The 15,485-nt window shown below is 63.7% G+C and carries 15 protein-coding genes and 1 pseudogene; 11 read left to right on the top strand and 5 right to left on the bottom strand.

What is annotated here, in order from left to right; genetic code table 11:
* Positions 1–2: 2 nt before the first annotated feature.
* Genes AQUI_RS0106185 through AQUI_RS0106175 form a run of 3 tightly spaced genes read right to left on the bottom strand, consistent with a single transcriptional unit; the run spans position 3 to position 4,680 of the window.
* The gene (locus AQUI_RS0106185; protein WP_027256728.1) at positions 3–2,786 is read right to left on the bottom strand and encodes a DUF4159 domain-containing protein; all 2,784 of its coding nucleotides are present in this window, start codon (positions 2,784–2,786) and stop codon (positions 3–5) included.
* A complete protein-coding gene (locus AQUI_RS0106180) occupies positions 2,783–3,676 on the bottom strand; it encodes a DUF58 domain-containing protein (protein ID WP_027256727.1) in 894 nt (297 codons plus the stop codon). The genes AQUI_RS0106185 and AQUI_RS0106180 overlap by 4 nt, the downstream gene beginning before the upstream one ends.
* Positions 3,673–4,680: an AAA family ATPase gene (locus AQUI_RS0106175; protein ID WP_027256726.1), complete on the bottom strand. Its 1,008-nt coding sequence runs from the start codon at positions 4,678–4,680 to the stop codon at positions 3,673–3,675. Before AQUI_RS0106175 ends, AQUI_RS0106180 begins: the two co-directional genes overlap by 4 nt.
* A gap of 64 nt (positions 4,681–4,744) precedes the next feature.
* On the opposite strand from AQUI_RS0106175, the gene AQUI_RS0106170 reads away from it, so the two are divergent.
* Entirely contained in the window at positions 4,745–5,329 is a 585-nt protein-coding gene (locus tag AQUI_RS0106170; RefSeq protein WP_027256725.1) for a DUF1285 domain-containing protein, read from the top strand.
* 78 nt (positions 5,330–5,407) lie between these two features.
* Here the strand turns inward: AQUI_RS0106170 and AQUI_RS27320 are convergent, their stop codons facing one another.
* Positions 5,408–6,367 (bottom strand): DMT family transporter, encoded by a 960-nt coding sequence (locus AQUI_RS27320; RefSeq protein WP_245596869.1) that lies wholly within the window; start codon positions 6,365–6,367, stop codon positions 5,408–5,410.
* A gap of 162 nt (positions 6,368–6,529) precedes the next feature.
* Between AQUI_RS27320 and AQUI_RS0106160 the strand changes: the two genes are divergently transcribed.
* Positions 6,530–7,282 (top strand): hydroxypyruvate isomerase family protein, encoded by a 753-nt coding sequence (locus tag AQUI_RS0106160; protein WP_027256724.1) that lies wholly within the window; start codon positions 6,530–6,532, stop codon positions 7,280–7,282.
* Between the two features lie 90 nt (positions 7,283–7,372).
* Complete coding sequence (locus tag AQUI_RS0106155; RefSeq protein ID WP_027256723.1) at positions 7,373–7,609, top strand: DUF2798 domain-containing protein; 237 nt, start codon at positions 7,373–7,375, stop codon at positions 7,607–7,609.
* A 337-nt stretch (positions 7,610–7,946) separates the two neighbouring features.
* Here AQUI_RS0106155 and polA read toward each other — a convergent pair whose 3' ends face one another.
* Positions 7,947–10,748, bottom strand: coding sequence for a DNA polymerase I (polA, locus tag AQUI_RS0106150; RefSeq protein WP_027256722.1), 2,802 nt, complete (start codon positions 10,746–10,748; stop codon positions 7,947–7,949).
* A 343-nt stretch (positions 10,749–11,091) separates the two neighbouring features.
* Between polA and AQUI_RS0106140 the strand changes: the two genes are divergently transcribed.
* The 8 genes and pseudogenes from AQUI_RS0106140 (at position 11,092) to tnpB (ending at position 15,235) form a co-directional block, all read left to right on the top strand.
* Positions 11,092–11,496 (top strand): transposase, encoded by a 405-nt coding sequence (locus AQUI_RS0106140; protein ID WP_027256721.1) that lies wholly within the window; start codon positions 11,092–11,094, stop codon positions 11,494–11,496.
* Positions 11,497–11,702: 206 nt separating this feature from the next.
* The gene (locus tag AQUI_RS31460) at positions 11,703–12,239 is read left to right on the top strand and encodes a hypothetical protein (RefSeq protein ID WP_211235998.1); all 537 of its coding nucleotides are present in this window, start codon (positions 11,703–11,705) and stop codon (positions 12,237–12,239) included.
* Positions 12,209–12,718: a tyrosine-type recombinase/integrase gene (locus AQUI_RS32430; protein ID WP_425411811.1), complete on the top strand. Its 510-nt coding sequence runs from the start codon at positions 12,209–12,211 to the stop codon at positions 12,716–12,718. Before AQUI_RS31460 ends, AQUI_RS32430 begins: the two co-directional genes overlap by 31 nt.
* A complete protein-coding gene (locus tag AQUI_RS31450; protein WP_027256719.1) occupies positions 12,684–12,929 on the top strand; it encodes a hypothetical protein in 246 nt (81 codons plus the stop codon). Before AQUI_RS32430 ends, AQUI_RS31450 begins: the two co-directional genes overlap by 35 nt.
* A complete protein-coding gene (locus tag AQUI_RS27310) occupies positions 12,923–13,669 on the top strand; it encodes a tyrosine-type recombinase/integrase (RefSeq protein WP_211235996.1) in 747 nt (248 codons plus the stop codon). Before AQUI_RS31450 ends, AQUI_RS27310 begins: the two co-directional genes overlap by 7 nt.
* 165 nt (positions 13,670–13,834) lie before the next feature.
* Positions 13,835–14,347: pseudogene (locus AQUI_RS31835) on the top strand (site-specific integrase); the annotation flags it as partial.
* A 31-nt stretch (positions 14,348–14,378) separates the two neighbouring features.
* On the top strand, positions 14,379–14,825 hold the full coding sequence (locus AQUI_RS31830) for a tyrosine-type recombinase/integrase (protein WP_245596867.1): 447 nt from the start codon (positions 14,379–14,381) through the stop codon (positions 14,823–14,825).
* 125 nt (positions 14,826–14,950) lie between these two features.
* Positions 14,951–15,235: an IS66 family insertion sequence element accessory protein TnpB gene (gene tnpB / locus AQUI_RS0106110; protein WP_156916786.1), complete on the top strand. Its 285-nt coding sequence runs from the start codon at positions 14,951–14,953 to the stop codon at positions 15,233–15,235.
* Positions 15,236–15,485: the final 250 nt, after the last annotated feature.

The following is a 15,485-nucleotide window of genomic DNA, read 5'->3' as shown; positions in this document are numbered from 1 at the left end:
CCCTATTGCCCCAGCCGGTCCAGCAGTGCCGGCACATGCACCTGGTCGGATTTGTAATTGCCGGTCAGCACATGCATCACCAGGTTGACGCCAAAGCGGAACGCGAGCTCTCGCTGCCGCTCGCCGGCATAGCCGCGCCCGACCGGCAGCAGGGGCCGGCCGTTGCCGTCCACCGCCCAGGCCGCCGCCCAGTCGTTGCCGCCGATCACCACCGGCGTCACCCCGTCGTTTAGATTGCGGAACGGAATGCCCTCCGCCTGTTCCGCATCCGGCGGTGCGGCTTCCACCCAGACCGGGCCGCGGCTGTGACGGCCGGGGAAGGCCTGCAGCAAATAAAAGGCCCGGGTCAGCACGTGGTCCTCCGGCAGCACCTCCAGCGGCGGAATGTCCAGCGGCAAGGCTATCTGCTGCAACCGCCGCGCCGCCGGGCTGGTGGCGCCCGAGGCCGCAAGATCCCCATCGCGGGTGTCAAAAAGGATCATCCCGCCGGCACGCAGATAGGCGTTCAACTTGCCATAGGCCTGGGACGAGGGCAGTGGCTGATCCCGCGTCACCGGCCAATAGAGCAGTGGATAGAACGCCAGCTCATCCCGCTCCAGATCCACGGCTGCCGGGGCAGCAGGCTCGACCGAGGTGCGGAAATACAGCGTCTCCGTCAATCCGCGCAGGCCAGCCGCTGCGATGCGGTCCACCTCCCGCTCACCTGTCAGCACATGCGCCAGCACCAGTTCTGAGGCCAGCTCCGCCGCCCTGAAATCTTCAGGCGCCGGTGTGCCCTGCGCCTGCAGGCCCTGCGGTGCGGCCCATGCCGCCAGCCCCAGTGCTGCCGCCAGCGCAGCAGTCCGGGCACCGCCCAGCAGGCCGGAGATAGCCAGCGTGCCCAGCACATCCGCCGCCAGCAGCATCAGCGCCAGTGTCAGCAGTGCGCCGCCTAGCGGCAATTCCTGCGGTGCGCCGTAGCCGCTGACCGCAACCGAGGCAGGCCAGCGCGCGGCCTGCAGCTCATCCCCTGGGCGCAGCACATTGCGGGCCAGCATCCGCCGCCCGCCATTATAGACACCGGGCCGCAGCTCCGGCCCGGCGGGTGCTGCCACCAGATCCGGGCCTTTGACGCCCGGCAGCGTTTCCGCCGCCGTCAGCCGGCCGAAGCCATCCAGCACCTCAACCGGGCTCCAGGTGGTGCCCTCCAGATCCTCTGCTTGTGGTGCCGCGGCAGAGGATGACACCGCAAGCCGCTCCAGCATTGACACAAACAGGCCCGACAGCGGCAGGCTGCTCCACTCCGCATTGGAGGTCACGTGAAACAGAACCACCTGGCCCTGGCCCAGCGACTTGCGGGTGACCAGCGGGGTGCCGTCCGCCAACTCTGCAATCACCCGGTCTGCCAGCTGCGGATCGGGCTGCGCCACCACCTGCGAGCTGATCGAAACCTCGCCGGGCACCTCCAGCCCATAGAACGGAGAACCCTCGGCAAAAGGCGCCAAGGTCTTCGGCTCGCCCCAGCTCATCGCGCCGCCAATGCTGCGGCCGCCAATGCGCAAACGCACCGGCATCAGGGGTTCTTCGCCGCTGCGGGCGGTGTCGCTGGCGGCCAGCCGCGGTCCGGCAAAGCGCAACAGGAGACCGCCGTTTTCCACCCATTCGATGACCGCCTCTTCCTGCGCGGGCGCCAGCCGCGCCACATCCGCCAGCACGATCACATCCGGGTTGGCAGGCAGCAGATCCTCCAGCGCGCCTTCCAGGAGCTCGGCTGAGGGCGCCAGTGCCTGGCGCAGGTAATGCAGTGGAGACAGCAGCGCCAGGCCTTCATCGGCGCTTTCAGAGGAGACCAGCGCCACCTCGCGGCGGCGTAAGCTGTCATCGGTCAGCGCCACTGCGCCTGCGGATTTCATATCGCGGATTTCAAACCGCGACAGCCGCGCGCGCAGCTCAGCCGGCAGCGACAGCTCAGCCGAGGCCGTGCGGGCACCATCTGCGAACCGCAGCGGCAGCGCCGTCAGGCTGCGCGCAGTGCCGCCTGGGTCCTTGCCCTGCGCCACCACGGAAACCTCCTGCGCAGGCCCGGCGCGGCTGCGCTGCACCGTCAGTTCGATAGCCCCGCCGGAATAGCTGGCCGGCAGCAGCCCCAGCACCGGCAGCGGTTGCTCATACACTTCGATATCGCCGCGGCGGCCCAAGGCTTCGATCAGGCCCTCGCGGCCTTGGTATTCCAGCCCGTCGCTGAACCAGATAGTGTCAAATCCGCCCTCTGCCCCGTCAATCGCGGCCAAGGCCTGCTGCAGCTGATCCGGTCCCGGTTGCCAGGGCAGGGGCGCCAGCCCGGCCAGCTGCCGCTGCCAATCGCTGGCAGCGCGGAACTGCAGCATCTCCGGTGCGCTCAGCCGCAGCAGCGCCACCGGGCGTTCTGCCCGGCCTGCTTCCTCCAATTGCGCCGCGGCCTGGGCGCTGGTCTGTTTCCAACCCGCAGCCCCGCCCCAGCTGGCATCCATCACAATCAGAAGCGGCCCGCGGCCGCCGGTCTCTTCGGTGGAGGGATTCAGCACCGGCCCCGCCAGCCCGATGATCGCCGCCGCCACCGCCAGCATACGCAAGAGCAGCAGCCACCAAGGGGTGCGGTCCGACAGGCTTTCGTCGTCCTTGAGGCCCAAGAGCAGCGTCACCGCCGGAAACGGCTGGCGCTTCGGCGCAGGCGGTACCGCGCGCAGCAGCAGCCACAGCACCGGCAAGGCCAGCAGCCCCAGCAATAGCCAGGGCGCGCTGAAACCAATGCCTGCAATCATTGTCATGGCGCGGTCCGCTCCAATGCGTGATAGAGCCACATCAGCGCGGTCTGCGCCGGGTCTCCGGTGTGATGCTGGCCAAACCGCCAGCCGGCCTCGCGGCATAAGCGCTCCAGCACGGTGCGGCGCTCTGCCAGCCGGTCCAGATAGCGCTCCTGCAGCGCAGAGGCCTTCAATGTTTCATGTGTGACACCGCCATTGATGCTTTCAAACAGGGTGCGCCCCGAGAACGGAAAGGCTTCTTCTGCCGGGTCCAGCACCTGCAACAGCACCCCGCGCACGCCGCGCGCGGCAGCCTTGGACAGGGCTTGCTCCATCGGTTCGGACGGTCCCAGGAAATCTGAAATGAACAGGGCGCGGGCATGCGGGATCAGGGCGCGGTCATTGGGCGGCGCGTAGTCCTGTTCCTCATCGTCCGAGAGCGCCTCGGCCAGCCGCAGGATCTGCACGTTGCCGCGCCGGGGCGGCAGGCTGCCGCCGGTCAGGCCCACCCGCTCGCCGCCTTGCACCATCAGCACCGAGGCCGCCAGCGCCAGGAGCCGCGCGCGCTCCGCCTTCTGTGGCAGTTCGGGAGAGGAGGCAAACCGCATCGAGGCGCCGGTATCCACCCACAGATGCACGGTCTGGGAAATCTGCCACTCGCGCTCGCGCACAAACTGGATGTCACCGCGGGCAGAACGGCGGTGGTCGATCATTCGGCGGCTATCGCCGGCCTGGGCCGGCCGGTACTGCCAAAAATCATCCCCCGTGCCCGCTCGGCGGCGGCCATGCTCCCCCATCAGGACGGACCCCGCCAGATGCCGGGCCTGCACCAGAAGCGGCGGCAGAGCGCTGGCCTCGGCCTCGGCCCGGTGCCGCAATCCGGTTGCAGCTTCAGAGGCGACAGGCCTTGTCACGCGGCGGCCCCGGGCCGGGCCAGATCCGCCGCGGTTTCCGCGATCAGCGCAGCCAGGCTGTCACCCCGCGCCCTTGCGGCAAAGTTCAGCTGCATCCGGTGGCTCAGCACCGGCTGCGCCATGTCCAGCACGTCCTCGGCATTGGGCGCCAGCCGCCCCTGCAGCAGCGCCCGCGCCCGCACGGCCAGCATCAGCGCCTGTGCCGCCCGCGGCCCTGGCCCCCAGGCCACGGTCTGCGCCACATGCTCGGACACGCCGGGTTCTTCAGGGCGGAAGGCGCGCACTAGGTCCAGGATCATCTCCACCACCGACTCGCCTACCGGCATCCGCCGCAGCAGGTCCTGCGCCGCGATCAGCTCAGCGGCGGTAAACACCTGATAAGCCTCTGCTTCCTCAGCGCCGGTGGTGGCCAGCAGGATGTCCCGCTCCGTCGCGCGGTCGGGGTAATTCACATCAATCTGCAACAGGAACCGGTCCAGCTGCGCCTCTGGCAGCGGATAGGTGCCCTCCTGCTCGATCGGGTTCTGGGTCGCCAGCACATGGAACGGCGCGCCAAGGGAACGGTCCTCGCCCGCCACCGTCACCATGCGTTCCTGCATCGCCTGCAAAAGCGCCGACTGGGTGCGCGGGCTGGCGCGGTTGATCTCATCCGCCATCAACAGCTGGCAAAACACCGGCCCCGGCACAAACCGGAACGATCGGTGGCCGTCCTCCGCCGTGTCCAGCACCTCGGAGCCGAGAATATCCGCCGGCATCAGGTCCGGCGTGAACTGAATGCGGTTGCCATCCAGCCCCATCACTGTGCTCAGCGTCTCGACCAGCCGGGTCTTGCCGAGGCCCGGCAGGCCGATCAGCAGCCCGTGGCCGCCGCACAGCAGCACCGACAGGGTGAGGTTCACCACCCGTTCCTGTCCGATGAATCGCTTGGTGATCGACGCGCGCGCCTCTTGCAGCTTGGCTTCCAGCGCTTCGATACCGGCCAGCAAATCGTCCGTTTCAGGCATGACATTCCTCGTTTCCCGGATATATGCTGTCACTCTATCGTGCTGACTGGAAATGGCAAAAGCAATGAGCGGACAAAAAGCTGTGACCCCCGATGCTGAAGGCATTGCCGCAGCGGCCAAAGCGGCGGGCAAAGGCAAGGGTTTGCCGCCCGTCCACCTGTGGAACCCGCCGTTCTGCGGCGACCTGGACATCCGTATCGCCCGCGACGGCAGCTGGTACTACCTCGGCACGCCTTTCAACCGGTTTGAACTGGTTAAGCTGTTCGCCTCGATCCTGAAACTGGAGGATGGCAAGTATTTCCTTGTCACCCCGGTTGAGAAGGTTGGCATCACCGTCGAGGACGCCCCTTTTGTGGCGGTGGATTTCAATGCCGAAGGCGAGGGGCGCGATCAGGTCATCGCTTTCACCACCAATATCGGCGACACCGCCGAGGCCGGCCCGGACCACGTGATCCGGGTGGAACGCGACGCGGAAACCGGCGAGCCCGCTCCTTACGTCATGGTGCGCGCCGGACTGGAGGCGCTGATCGACCGCAAGAGCTTCTACCGGCTGGCGGAACTGGGAGAGCATCACGACGATTGGTTCGGCGTCTGGTCCGGCGGCGCATTTTTCCCGCTGATCCCGTCAGCCGAGCTGGAAGCGGAATAAACGCCTAGGCATCCTGATGGATCATCGCCCGGCCCTCCCCCACGGGGAGGGCGCCGCCTTTTTGATTTCCTTTAAGCCTTACGCCCGGCTGCCGCCCATCGGCTCCGCCAGTTTGGGCCGCCTGTCCTGCGCAACCACAACACCCAGACCCACTACCGCGGCACCGATCGCCTGCGGCCACTCCCAGCTTTCCCCCAGGAACAGCATCAGGATCATAACGTAAAATGGCGCCAGATTGGTATGGAACGAGGCCAGCGCCACCCCCAGCCGGTCAACCGAGGACAGCCACAACAGCTGGCTCAGCATCACCGAAACCAGGCCGAAAATCAGCAGCATCTGCAGCTGATAGCCGCTGACCGGCGCGCGGGGCAGCCACTCGCCGCCCAGCAGCGCGGTGCCTGCAGTCATCACGCTGGCCAACAGCAGGCCGCCGCAGATGGTGACGGAACTGCGCCCCGCCGGGGAAAGATCTGGCAGCGCCCGCACCGAGGCGGAACTTGCCCAAGTATACAGCGTGATAGCAACTGCGGCGGCTGCGGCACCCAGCCCCAGCTCTGCACCGCTCAGCGAACTGGTTGCGATGATGCCGCCCGTCACCGTGGCTGCGGCGCCAAGCGCAAACCGCACCCCCAGCCGCCGCTGGCCTTGCAGCATCTCAATCACCCCGCCGATCACCGGTGCGGCGGAACAGATCAGTGCCGCCGTGACCGCATTGGTCAGCACCTGCGCCTGGATGATCAGATAGGCGCTGGCGCCAAAGCCGAAGAAGCCGATCATCAGCCCTTTGCGCCAGGGCGCCCTCAACACGGTTTGCACCCCTTCGCGCATCGCCCACAGCAGCAGGATCCCGGTGGCCGCCAGCACTAGCCGTGCCGCCAGCAGCATCACCGGCGGCCAGGTTTGCAGCAGCACCTCCGCCGCGGGAAAACCCGCAGACCAGGTGATCATCGCCGCCGCCGCAAGGGCATTGCCGCCAAACGCATTGGCAGGCAGCGGCGCAGAAGAGCCTGCAGACAGGCGCTCGGGACTCATCGTCATGGCTGCTATCCTTTGGAGGCCCGGCGGAAATATGCCGGTTTCCTGCAGTTGCATCCGAATCGCAGCCTCAGGTCTTGCGGGAAAGCGACAATGCGTCGTTTTCTATCTCTTGGCCTTACGGTTTTGCGCGGGATAAACCTCCGTGAAACCAGGAGAAACCCGATGCCCAGATTCGCAGCCAACATCTCGATGCTGTTTGCCGAGCTGCCCTATCTCGACCGGTTCCAGGCCGCCGCGGCGGCAGGGTTCGAGGCGGTGGAAATCCTCTACCCTTATGAGCTTGCCGCCAAGGAGACCCAGCGCGCATTGCTGGCCAACGGGCTGGAGCTCTTGCTGATCAACGCGCCGCCGCCCAACTACACCGGCGGCATGCCCGGCTATGCTGCAGTGCCCGAAGGCGTTGATCGGTTCCAACGCGACATCCGCCGGGTGCTGCGCTACGCCGAGGCGTTGAAGGCCGGCAGGATCCACGTGATGGCGGGCTATGCCAAGGGCGCAGCGGCGCAGCAGACTTTTGTCGAAAACCTGCAATGGGCCGCCGGCCAGGCGCCCGAGCAGCAGTTCACCATCGAGCCTTTGAACAGCGGCGACCAGCCCGGCTATTTTTTGGACGATTACAACCTGGCGATGGAGGTGCTGGAGGCGGTGGACCGCCCCAATGTCGGCTTGCAGTATGATGCCTATCACGCCCAGCTAATCCACGGCGATGCGGCCAAGGTCTGGGACATATTCGGCCGCCATGCGATGCATGTGCAGATCGCCGCCGCCCCGGGCCGCTGCGAGCCGGGCACCGGGCCGGTGGATTTCCAAGAGCTGTTTGCCGCCATCGAGGCCAGCGGCTATGACGGATGGATCAGCGCTGAATACACGCCCTCGACCCGGCGCACCGAAGACAGCCTCGGCTGGATGCGCTGAGCCGCCGCAGGCCGGCTTTCACATTCGTGAATTGAAATGTGAAAGCCGGCGCGGCATAAGGGCGGCTGGATCACAGGAAGGACCCTGCCGATGCTGCCTGCCCGATTTGCTCCTGTTTTGTTCAGCCTGATTTTGTCGGGGCTGATGTCTTTTATCGTCACTGGCGTGGCGACTTGGAAAGCGCTGGGGTTCGGTGCGGGTTTTGGCGGCGCCTGGATGCAGGCCTGGCCGGTCAGCTGGCCGATTGCCTTTGCAGTGGCTTTTATTGCTGCCCCTCTGGTGCGCAGGTTGGTGGTGAAACTGGTCAAGCAGCCCGCCGGAAACTGATACCGGGCAGTGTAGGACAGGGAGAACTCCCGCCTGCCGCAAGCAGCATCAAAGATGCCGCAGCAGCCGTTGGGCGTGGCGCCGCTGGTGCGGCGCAAGGCTTTTTGCTGAGAAGCCCCTACGGGCAGGTCTGCCCTTAGGGGCGTTTCCGATTGTTTCCAAGTGGACCGCGTCAAGGGCAAGCCGCGCTGACCGCGCGGAGGCTACGCCTCCCTTGACCCGGAGTGGAGAGGGCCCAGCACTTTCCGCGCCGCGTCAGCGGCGCCCGGCCCAACGGGATGAGATCGCCAGATCGAAGCCGGGCGGGAGTGCCCCGTCTGTCTCAATAGGGGTCGCCTCAGTGCGCCTCTGCCCAGTTCTGGCCACGGCCTGCGTCCACCACCAGTTTCACACCCAGATGCACCGCCGGATCTGCGGCGGTCTCCATCACCTGGCGGGCGGCTGCGATGGTCTCCTCCACTGCCGCTTCCGGCACTTCGAACAGCAGTTCGTCGTGCACTTGCAGCAGCATCCGCGCGGGCAGATGGGTAATCGCCTCCGGCATCCGGATCATCGCCCGGCGGATCACGTCGGCGGCTGTCCCCTGGATCGGGGCATTGATCGCGGCGCGTTTGGCAAAGCCGGCCTTCGGCCCCTTGGCGTTGATCTCCGCCGTGTGGATCTTGCGCCCAAACAGGGTCTGCACATAGCCATGCTCTTTGGCGAACTCCACCGTCGCGTCCATGTATTTGCGGATACCGGGGAAGCGCTCAAAATAGCGGTCAATAAACCCCTGCGCGTCCTTGCGCGGTATGCGCAGATTGCGCGCCAGGCCAAACCCGGAGATGCCGTAAATCACACCAAAGTTGATCGCCTTGGCCTGGCGGCGGATTTCCGGCGTCATCTCGTCCAACGGCACCTCGAACATCTCCGATGCGGTCATTGCGTGAATGTCCTGCCCCTCGGCAAAGGCTGCTTTCAGCGTGTCGATGCCGGCCATATGCGCCAGGATGCGCAGCTCGATCTGGCTGTAGTCGAGCGACAAGAGCACATTGCCCTCCTCCGCCACAAAGGCCTCGCGGATGCGGCGGCCTTCCTCGGTGCGCACCGGTATGTTCTGCAGGTTCGGATCGGTCGAGGCCATGCGCCCCGTGCTCGCCCCGGTCTGGGTGTAGGAGGTATGCACCCGGCCGGTCTCGGCGTTGATGTGATCCTGCAGCGCATCCGTGTAGGTCGATTTCAGCTTCGACAGCTGCCGCCAGTCCAGCACCCGCGCGGGCAGATCATGCTCGGTGGCCAGATCCTCAAGGATATCGGCACCGGTGGCATAGGCGCCTGTTTTACCCTTCTTGCCGCCGGGCAGGGACATTTCGTCAAACAGGATCTCGCCCAATTGCTTGGGAGATCCGACATTGAAGCTGCGGCCCGCCAGCTCGTGAATCTCCGCCTCCAGCCCGGCCATCTTCTGGGCAAAGGCATTTGACATGCGGCTCAGCGTATCGCGGTCCACCTTGATGCCGTAGCGCTCCATATCTGCCAGTACCGGCACCAGCGGCCGTTCCAGGGTCTCGTAAACCGTGGTCACCTGCTCCTGATGCAGCTGCGGCTTGAACAGCTGCCACAGGCGCAGGGTGATGTCGGCATCCTCCGCAGCATAAGGCACCGCGTCCTCGATCGGCACCCGGTCAAAGGTGATCGCCGACTTGCCGCTGCCCAACAGCGGCTTGATCGGGATCGGCGTGTGATCGAGATAGCGTTCCGACAGCGTGTCCATGCCGTGCCCGTGCAGGCCTGCATGCAGCGCATAGGACATCAGCATGGTGTCGTCGATCGGCGCCATCTCCACCCCGTATCGGTGAAGGATCTTGGCATCGTATTTCATGTTCTGGCCGATCTTGAGGATCGCCGGATCCTCCAGAACCGGTTTCAGCATCGCAACCGCCACTTCCAAGGGCATCTGCCCTTCGGACAGCCCTTCGCCGCCGAACAGATCGTCGCCCCCGGTCTTATGCGCCAGGGGAATATAGCAGGCCTCGCCCGCTTCCACGCAAAGGGAGATGCCGACCAGATCCACCACCATTTCATCCAGGCCGGTGGTCTCGGTATCCGCCGCCACCCAGCCGCGCTGGCGGATGCGGTCGACCCAGACCTGCAGTGCCGCCGCATCGCGGACGCATTCGTATTTGCCCTTGTCGAACGGCACAGCCTCCGGGGCTGCGGCTTCGGAAACGGCAGCAGGCGCCTCCGGGATCGCAGGCGCATCCAACCCCAACTGATCGGCCAGCCGCTTGGTCAGGGTGCGGAACTCCATCTCCGACAGGAAGGTCAGCAGGGTCTCGGCATCCGGCTCCTTCACCTCCAGATCATCCAGGGTGAAATCCAGCTCCATGTTGCAGTCCAGCTGCACCAGCTTCTTGCTGAGTTCGATCTGGTCGCGCTTCTCGATCAGCGTCTGGCGGCGCTTGGGCTGCTTGATCTCCTCGGCCCGGTCCAGAAGGCTCTCCAGGTCGCCGAACTCATTGATCAGCAGGGCCGCGGTCTTGATCCCGATCCCCGGAGCCCCCGGCACGTTATCAACCGAGTCGCCCGCCAGCGCCTGCACATCCACCACCCGGTCAGGACCGACGCCGAATTTCTCCACCACGCCGTCGCTGTCGATGCGCTTGTTCTTCATCGCGTCCAGCATCTCAACCCCGCCGCCGACCAGCTGCATTAGGTCCTTGTCGGAGGAAATGATGGTGCAGCGCCCGCCGGCATCGCGCGCCTGATGTGCCAGGGTGGCGATGATATCGTCGGCCTCGAAGCCTTCGACTTCCTTGCAGGCGATATTGAAGGCGCGGGTTGCCTCGCGGGTCAGCGGGAATTGCGGCACCAGATCCTCGGGCGCGGGCGGGCGGTGGGCCTTGTACTGGTCATACATCTCGTTACGGAAGGACTTGCCGGAATAGTCGAATATCACCGCCACATGGGTCGGCGCATCCGGGCCCTTGTTGTCCTCCACCTGCTTGAACAGCATGTTGCAGAAGCCCGCCACGGCCCCGATCGGCAGCCCGTCGGATTTGCGGGTCAAGGGCGGCAGCGCGTGATAGGCGCGGAAGATGAAGGCCGAGCCGTCGATCAGATGGAGGTGACAACCTTTGCCGAATTGTGTCCCGCTCATGTGCGCCGCGCTCCTGTTGGAAATCCGTTCGTCTTCTGTTTCCCGGTTATCGGTGATCCGGGCAGGAAGGGCAATTGGAGTTTGGTGGTGGGTGCGGGTCCATGCTCAGCGCCCGGGCCGAGATCAGGGGGCACAGTGAAGTTGCTTGGAGGGTGCATTTAGTGAGAAACAGGGGCTTGATACCGTTCAGGATTTCAAGTGTGATTTTCTTGACTTCAAGTTCTTGCGACAGTTCCAGGCGGCCAGATTTGTTTTGAATGACTTTTAAGCGGTGCAAAGACCCCATGTTTCAATAAAATAAGGGGTTTGAGATACTGGCGCCACCTGAAGAAAGGAGGTGGTGATGCTGGACGGAATGATGCCGGAAGAGGTGAAGGTGTGGGGATTCACGGTCCCTGTTTCCTCTTCCGGGCGGCGTAAATGGCCTGACGCGCTCCGCGCCAAGGCTGTTCAAACGATCCTTGCTGGAGCCGGAATCCGCGAGACGGCTGAGGAGATCGGAGCCAACAAATCGCTGGTCGCTCTCTGGGTTAAGAAGGCCGGCACTTCCGGGAAGAACCCAGCTTTTGTCGAGGTCGTTGCTCCTGTGGCCCAGCCGCCCTCTGCATCTCCTCACGTCAATGGACCCGAGGCTGCAAGCAGCACCTCCTGCCGGATCAGTATCGGAGCGGCAGCTGTCGAGATACTCCTTGGCTATCCTGCCGATCACCTGGTGGAAGTTTTGCGGGCCGTGAGGGCAGCACAATGATTTCTCCTGCCAGCAACTTCCGGATTTACCTTGCCTCGGAGCCGGTGGATTTCCGCAACTATGTGGCGACGATTATTATGCGGAGCCGTGTACATCGCCTCTTGGATTGTGGCTTTTTTACAGCCGGTTAGGCAGAACAAACAGGCACATGCGCCCCGCATAACTATGCTCTCCCGCGATGGTTTCACACCTTGAGGAGAGAGAAGATGACTGACCAATACCGTAATCGCTGGTTCCTGGATCCGGGGCCGGTTTCGTTGTGGATCGATCAGTTCGCGGACGAGCTTGGCGCTCAGAGGTATTCGCCGCTGACCATTGAAGGCTACAGGGCATCGGCACGCCATTTCGCGGTTTGGCTGGAAAGCACCGGCATACCGATGGTCAGCGTCGATGATGGAGTTGTTCGTCGCTTCGCCGAACACCAGTGCCAATGTCCCGGCGGGCGGCGATGGCAGCATGTCTCACCAAAGTATGCGCGACGTGCCAGAAGGTTTGTTGTTTTCCTACAAGGTGCGGGCGTCGCACCTCCGCCGTTGAAGGCCGCGCCAGAATTTCCCTTGCTTGACGACTATCAGCACTGGCTGCGTTTGCATCGGGGTTTGGCGGAACGGACAGTTTCCCGTCATCTCCGCATCCTCAATAAGCTGTTGCCGGAACTCGGTACAGCGACCCACGATTATGATGCTGCCCGGATACGTTTTGTTGTCCGCAAATGGCGGGGGAAACCGGTCCGGCCGGCCTGAGAACCATAAACAAGCGCCTTGCGAAGCTATCTTCGCTTTCTCGCCGGCGCGGGCTTGTGCCGTCCCAACCTCGATCACGCCATTCCGCCGGTCATACAATGGCGTCTTTCGTCGTTGCCGCGGTATCTGGCAGCCGCAGATGTGGAACGTGTCATTGCATCCTGCGATCAGCTTGCCCGGGGCGCCTGCGGGACCGGGCGATCCTGCTCCTTCTGGCGCGCCTGGGGGTGCGGGCCGGGGATGTCGCTGGTCTCAGACTGGGCGATATCGACTGGAACGCCGGTATCCTGAAGTTGAGTGGCAAGGCGCGTCGCCAGGTTCGGCTGCCGTTGCCGCAAGATGTAGGCGATGCGCTTCTCGCGTATATCGAACAGGAACGCCCGCGCATGCCTCAGGACGCGGTCTTTCTCATGATGGTCGCCCCTACCGCTCATTTGAGCAATCATGCCACGTCTCGGCCATTGTGGCGCTGGCATTAAAGCGCGCCGGCATTTCCGATCCGCCATCGAGCGGAGCGAGCTTGCTGCGCCACTCCGCGGCAACTTCGATGCTGCGGTCGGGGCCACATTGGAAGCTGTCGGCACGGTTCTGCGCCACCGCTCGCTTGATATGACTGCGCATTACGCCAAGGTCGGTATCGCGATGCTGGAACAGATCGCTCAACCCTGGCCGGGAGAATTGACATGCTGAGTCAACTCCTCGCCGATCATGTCGCGCTGCACCAGGCGCTGGGGTTGAAATTCCGTACCCAAGGCAGTCTTCTACGCAACTTCGTTGCCTTTGCCGAGAGCCGCAGTGAGCATGTCGTAACAACAGCCACCGTGCAAGAATGGGCACTACAGGCATCTTCTCCAGAACAACGTCGCAACCGGCTTTTGACAGTACGTCGCTTCGCGCGCGCGCTTAATGCCGAAGATCCGAGCCATGAAGTTCCCTCCGCCGATCTCTTCGGCCGTGCCAGCCGCAAGCGGCGCACGCCTTACATCTACAGTCCCAGTGATATCCAACGGCTGATCGACGCCGCCCAGAGGCTTGGCCCCGCTGGCTTGATCCGGCCGCTCACCTACGCCACGATGTTCGGGTTGATTGCGGCAACAGGCATGCGCGTTTCAGAGGCCATCGCCATTCGATTGCCGGACGTGACCGATGACGGCCTGATCATTGCCCAGACCAAGTTTAAGAAGAGCCGGCTGTTGCCACTGCATCCAACGACTCGACGCGCTCTTGACGGGTATCTTACGATGCGTCTGAAGGCGGCCAGCCCGAGCGGCACACTTTTCCTTTCGCATCAGGGCACGCCGCTCGCCTATTCGACAGTCGCAACGGTATTCCTCCAGATCACGCGGTCAATCGGCTTGCGCGGTGCGGCAGGAACACCGGGCCCAGGGATTCATGATCTGCGCCCACACATTTGCTGTTCGCTCCCTTGAGGCCTGTGCGCACGATTCCAAAGCCGTGGCGCGGCATATCACGGCCCTCAGTACCTATTTGGGGCATGCCCATGTCACCGATACATACTGGTATCTCGAGGTAACACCCGAGCTGATGACACACATGGCAGCTGACGGCGAGAGGCTGCATTGCGGGGTGACGGCATGGCCCAGCTTGCCCAGCACCTCGCCGCCTTCCTGCGCAACCATCTTCCCAATGAAAGACGCGCAAGCGTTCATACCTGCGATGCCTATGCCTACAGCTTCCAACTGCTGGTGACATTCGCCGCCGGGCGATTGAGAAAGCGGCCGTGCCTGCTGCAGATCGAAGACATCGACGTGCCCACGATCCTTGCCTTTCTCGAGCACATCGAACAGACGCGAGGCAACAAGGCCCGTACGCGCAACGCAAGGCTGGCAGCCGTAAAGTCCTTCTTTCGCTATCTCGAGCACCGAGTACCTGCCGTGCTGGACCAGGCGCTTCGGGTGCATGCCATTCCGATGAAGAAGGTTGATCAGAGGCTTGTAGCGTCGCTTTCGAGGACAGAAGTACAAGCGCTGCTCGATACTCCGGATCGGAGGACAGCATCGGGCATCCGTGATCGAGCCATGCTGCATCTGGCTTTTGCCGGAGGGCTGCGCGTTTCCGAACTCATCAGCGCCGGGCTCAACCAGTTTGACGGGCGGTCCCCTGCCAGCATCCATATCATTGGCAAAGGACGAAGGGAGCGGCGTGCTGCCGCTCTGGCAGGAAACCGCTGCCGCAATTCGCGCCTGGATCGCGATCAGACCCGAAGTCGGCGACACCGGCGCTCTCCTGAACAATGCCGGTCGAATGATGACGCGTGCCGGTTTCGAATACATTCTCGAGAAACATGCCAATACGGCTGCCCGCATCGCGCCCACCCTGGCGGCCAAATCGATAACGCCCCATGTTCTGCGGCACAGCTGCGCAATGCACATGCTTCAGGCGACCCGGGACATTCGCAAGGTCGCACTGTGGCTTGGTCACGCCACGCTCCAGAGCACCGAGATCTACTTGCGCGCCGGCCCAACCGAAAAACTCGAGATGCTTGACGCTCTGGAGCCGCTCGGCATCAAGCCGGGCAAGTTCCGGCCACCGGACAAACTGCTCGCGATGCTTTCCGCGCGGTAGAATAGTTATGCGGAGTCAATGTAGGCGGAACCGTCCGAAAAAGTGCCGGTCTGCTTCTTCGGCTCCGCATAATAATCGTCGCCACATAGTTGCGGTTATGCAGAGGACTGCATAACCGCAAGGGTATGGACGGGCTTGCCGCCTGCGTAGCCTACAATTTCGAGCTCGATCCCTATTCCGGGGCGATTTACGTGTTCCGCTCACGGCGTGCCGACCGGTTGAAGATTCTGGTCTGGGATGGCTCCGGCCTTGTGCTGATCGCGAAACGGCTGAACGGCAAGCGCTTCACCTGGCCGAAACCGCAGGCCGGGCCTGTCACCTTGAGCAAAGTGCGGTTCGATGCCCTTTTCGAAGAGATCGATTGGACCCAGGTAGCAGCATCAAACAGCCGCAAGCCCGTTTTCCTTTAAACCCACAGCCAGTTCCATGTTGAGCGGCCGGGCGTTCCTGGCCAACAGCCCAACTTTGCCAGAGGTCTTACCCTGATGTCCCGCATCCCCTTCATCGAAGCCCGGTTTTTCAAACCGGAGGACATCTCCTAATACTCTCGAGAAGAGGTTCGCGCAGCATTTGCGCGACCTGCGAAGCCGGAAGCTGCCTGATACCGGCGCTGGTGCGGAGAACGCAGACAACAGTGAAAAATCCGCGAGGCGCCGCCAC

The sequence above is a fragment of the Leisingera aquimarina DSM 24565 genome, from assembly GCF_000473165.1.
Lineage (GTDB): Bacteria > Pseudomonadota > Alphaproteobacteria > Rhodobacterales > Rhodobacteraceae > Leisingera > Leisingera aquimarina.
The sequence above is the reverse complement of the archived record's forward strand: the minus strand, read 5'-3'. Positions and strand labels throughout refer to the sequence as shown.